Annotated in this window: 3 protein-coding genes; all 3 read right to left on the reverse strand. The window is 58.2% G+C overall.

From position 1 onward, the window contains the following. Positions 1-1,076: beta-eliminating lyase-related protein (locus EOA60_RS22540; RefSeq protein ID WP_128311919.1), on the reverse strand; the 1,076-nt coding region annotated here is incomplete at its 3' end. Beyond that, the gene (locus EOA60_RS22545) at positions 1,024-1,641 is read right to left on the reverse strand and encodes a sarcosine oxidase subunit gamma family protein (RefSeq protein WP_128311921.1); all 618 of its coding nucleotides are present in this window, start codon (positions 1,639-1,641) and stop codon (positions 1,024-1,026) included. The genes EOA60_RS22545 and EOA60_RS22540, both read right to left, overlap by 53 nt. Before the next feature lies 1 nt (position 1,642). Beyond that, the coding region (locus EOA60_RS22550) for a glycine cleavage T C-terminal barrel domain-containing protein (RefSeq protein WP_128311923.1) at positions 1,643-3,938 on the reverse strand (2,296 nt) is incomplete at its 5' end.

The following is a 3,938-nucleotide window of genomic DNA, read 5'->3' on the forward strand; positions in this document are numbered from 1 at the left end:
TTTTCAAAGAGCTCGACCTCTTCTGGTTTGTCGCTGTACGACATCACCAGACGAAATCCGTCACCATCGCCCCCCAGCTTCCATGGCCGTAGGTGGATACCTTTCTCCTGCAGAGCTCGGGAAAGTCGTGGCGGCAGGACGACAAACACTTCGTTGATCTGCACGGGATGGGCAAAAGTAACGCCCTGGCACCGCTTCAACGCAGCTTCAATGCGAAAAGCGTTTCGGTTCGCTTGGATCGCGTTGGAACTCCAGAGATCATTCTCGAGAAAGCTCAGGAGTTGCGCGGACATATAGCGCATTTTCGAGAACAGGTGCCCTGCCCTCTTGTACATGAAACCAAGTACCCTGGCGATTTCTGGGTCGAACGTTATCACCGCTTCCGCGTTCATTGTCCCGTTCTTGGTGGTACCAAAAGTCAGGATATCAACGCCGGCCTTCCAGGTCATCTCGGCAGGAGTCAGCCCAAGACTGACCATGGCATTCGAAATTCGCGCGCCATCAAGATGAACTTTCAGCCCTGCTTGGTGAGCGATTTCGGCCAATTCCGTCAGTTCATCCTTTGAATAGACAACGCCGGCCTCCGTCGCTTGGGTGAGGCTCACCGCGCTCGCCGCCATATGATGCACGTTGCCAATCCCGTGCTTTTGCAGCGCTTTTTCCAGGTCCGCAGGGTGTATCTTGTTGTGCTCACCCCGAAGCAACGTCATTCGGCCACCGCCGCTGTAGAATTCGGGCGCGCCGCCTTCCGTCGTCACGGTATGGGCGCTCTCATGACAGAAGATGGTGCCATATGGTGGCGTAATGGCGCCCAGCGCCAGACCATTGCCGGCAGTCCCCGTCCCTATCGGAAACACGAAGGTCTCGCGCTCGAAGAACTCGGAATAAGCGGGTGCTAGCTTCGCGGTATACTGATCCGCGCCGTAGGCAGTCTCGGAGCCTTGGTTACAGCTCAGCAATGCGTTCATGATCTGATCGCAGACAGGCGCACCGTTATCTGAGTTGAAGTGATAGGTGGCGATGTTACTTCCTCCCGGCTGGAACGAAACCGCCACCATATTCGGCAGACGCATCATCCAGCACTTCCCAGAGATAGTCGGCAGAGGCGAAGTCCGTGAGAAGATGAAGACCTTCAGAGGCGCCGGTCTCGCGGATCAGCACAGCGCCGATACGTGCCACGATCGTTTGGGCGATTTCGCCTGGGGGAAAGCTCTTGTTACGAAGATCAACACCGCAAATCTTTGACATCATTTCCGCAACACGCGCACCCTCCATGAAAAGCCAGCTGTGACTGTCTGCCCGCGGAAGCGGATAGCCCATGCGGGTGCCATCGCCAGCGCTCTCCGCAGCCCAAGACGTGTCCAGTTCGCCACAAATGTCGCTCGTCGAGTTGCGACCGTTCAGGATGAGGTACTCCTCCTTGCCCAGCCGACCAATGACAGTGTCATCGGAAAGGGTGACGGCTCTGTTCGGGCGTTCCGGGAGAGAGACCTTCGAAGCAAGCCATTCAGTCGTCCCGGCTCCCTTAAAGCCAGTCCGTCCAATGAGCGTGAGATCATGGATGGCCACGTTGTTGGGTAGGCGCGGAGCGCGAGACTGTTCGAGGCGATGTGCAAAGGGGCTTCGTGCGATGGCAGCCATGTTACATCTCCTGCCGCTTGTTGTCCGGATCGTAGAAATGCGGTGAGACGACCTCGGCTTGGTGCTGGCTGCCGTCACTTGAGCGCAACGTGATATGGCTTCCCAGGTTAGCGTCCGCTCTGTCTGCGTACGCGAGGCCGATGACCTTCGAGAGCGTGGGAGAGTAAGTGATCGAGGTGATGAAACCGACGATCTGACCGTCCTTCACGACCAGGTTGGACTCCTGCAGGCCTGACGCGGGCATCCGATCAAGTGCAAAGCCGACAAGCTTGCGGTTCGACAGTGTCTTTCCGCGGATCTCAAGACTGCGCTTGCCGATGAAGAAGGGCTTGGAATTCGCCACCGCCCAGTTCATGTCGAGCTCCTCCGGCGCCGTCATGCCGTCGGTGTCCTGACCAATGATGACGTGACCTTTTTCGAGCCGCATCACGCGCTGCGCTTCAAGGCCAAATGGCTTGATCCCGTATTCCTGCCCCGCCTCCCTAATTGCACGCCAGAGCTCGGCGCCGTAGCGTGAAGGAACGTGAATCTCGTAGCCTAACTCGCCGATGAATCCGACGCGGAACACACGCGCCGGGATTCCGGCGACCTTACCCTCGCGGTAGGCGAGATAGGGGAACTGCTCCGCCGACACATCGATGTCGTCCGTCAGCTTTGTAAGGACCTTTCGGGCGTTGGGACCCGCGAGGTTCACCCCCGCATATGCCGCGGTGACGTTGGCGATATCCACGTCAAGCCGCCACTGGGCGTTCCACCACAGCATGTTGCGATAGATGCGATCGACGCCTGTCGTGGTGGCCGTGACGTAGAAGTACTGATCGCCTCTTCGGCACGCAACACCGTCATCGATGACAGTGCCAGCTTCGTTCGTCATCAGAAGGTAGCGTGTCTTGCCGATGGGAAGCTTCGCATAAGCGAAGGTGTACATGCGGTTTAGGAACTCTGCAGCGTCGGGTCCGCGTATGTCCAGCCCGCCCAATGTCGACACATCGATCATACCGACATTGTTTCGCGTGTTGCGCACCTCGTCGGCGATGATCTTCTTGTCGTCCGACCCTTGTCCATAAAAGGCCGGCCGCATCCAGTTTCCGGCTAAGAGCCAGGAAGCCCCTTCGGCGCAATGGTGCGCATGCATCGGCGTACGACGCATTGGCGTAAACTTCCGGCCCGCCAAGGTCGCGATCTTCTCCGTCGTGACCGGCGGCCGCGCGGTTGTGACACCGACCTCGTTGATCGTCCGACCGGTTTCCTTTGATACGAGCATCGCCGTTGCCAAGGCTGCGTGGCGCCCCTGGCTTGGACCCATTCCGACGGTTGAGAAGCGCTTCACAAGTTCCAGTTCGCGGTATCCATCTGCGACAGCGTTCTTGATATCCCTAACCTGCAAGTCTTCGTCGAAATCCACGAAATCCTTTCCGCCGGGGTGCGGAAAGATCGGTCGGGGATGGTTAGGTGATGCCGAACTGCGCGCCGGCCGTGCGGGCAGATCTGAGATCGACAAGCCGCAGTTGGCCGCTGCCCGTGCGCCCTGCGCAAATCCATCTGCAATGCAGTCACCAATGTCGAAGTGGCCGTCTACGGAACCCGCGAGCAGCACGGCTTTGTCCTGCCCGGAGATCGTGAACTGTGCCGTAGCGTCGTCATATCCCAGCTTGCCTCCAGCCTGGAGCGGCAGTTGATAGGCAGGGACATAGCCGACAGACATGCACACGAGATCACAGTCGAATCGAAGCCGGATCTTGGCAGCGTTCCCGGATGCGTTTAGCTCCGCGACTTCAACTGCTTGGACGTGCTTGTGGCCCATCTCAGGCATGGCGTCCCATATGCACCAGCCGTCAAGGATTTCAACGTTGTGTGTTTTTAGCTCTTCGCGATTCGCTCCGTTGATGTCCCCCTTGCGAAGATCACAGACAGCGGCGAGTCGAACTCCAGCATCGAGAAGGTCCAATGCCACTCCGTAAGCGTCATCGTTCGAAGCAAGCACGACTGCGCGCTTTCCCGGCTTAACGCCGAAAAGACGAATAAGCCGCTGAGCCGCGGACCCCTGGATGATGCCCGGCAAATCGTTGTTGCGGAACTGCGATGGCTGCTCGATCATGCCTGTGGCGAGAATGACCTGCTTCGCCCGGAGTTTGTACAAGCGGTTGCCACGAATGACAGGCAGCCAGTTGTCAGCATACCAGGCATTGCAAGTCGCATTGGTCCAGATCTCGATATTTGCATGAACCTTCGCCTCGTGAACAACGTCGCGCTCGCTCTTCACACGCGCATAGGTCAGCGCACCACCGATTATAGGG

This window comes from Mesorhizobium sp. M1A.F.Ca.IN.020.06.1.1 (assembly GCF_004023265.1).
In the GTDB taxonomy this organism is placed as follows: domain Bacteria; phylum Pseudomonadota; class Alphaproteobacteria; order Rhizobiales; family Rhizobiaceae; genus Mesorhizobium.

What these genes read in the sequence shown, in the direction of transcription:
- EOA60_RS22545 (WP_128311921.1), bottom strand. Translation starts at nt 1,641, where the DNA reads ATGGCTGCCATCGCACGAAGCCCCTTTGCACATCGCCTCGAACAGTCT.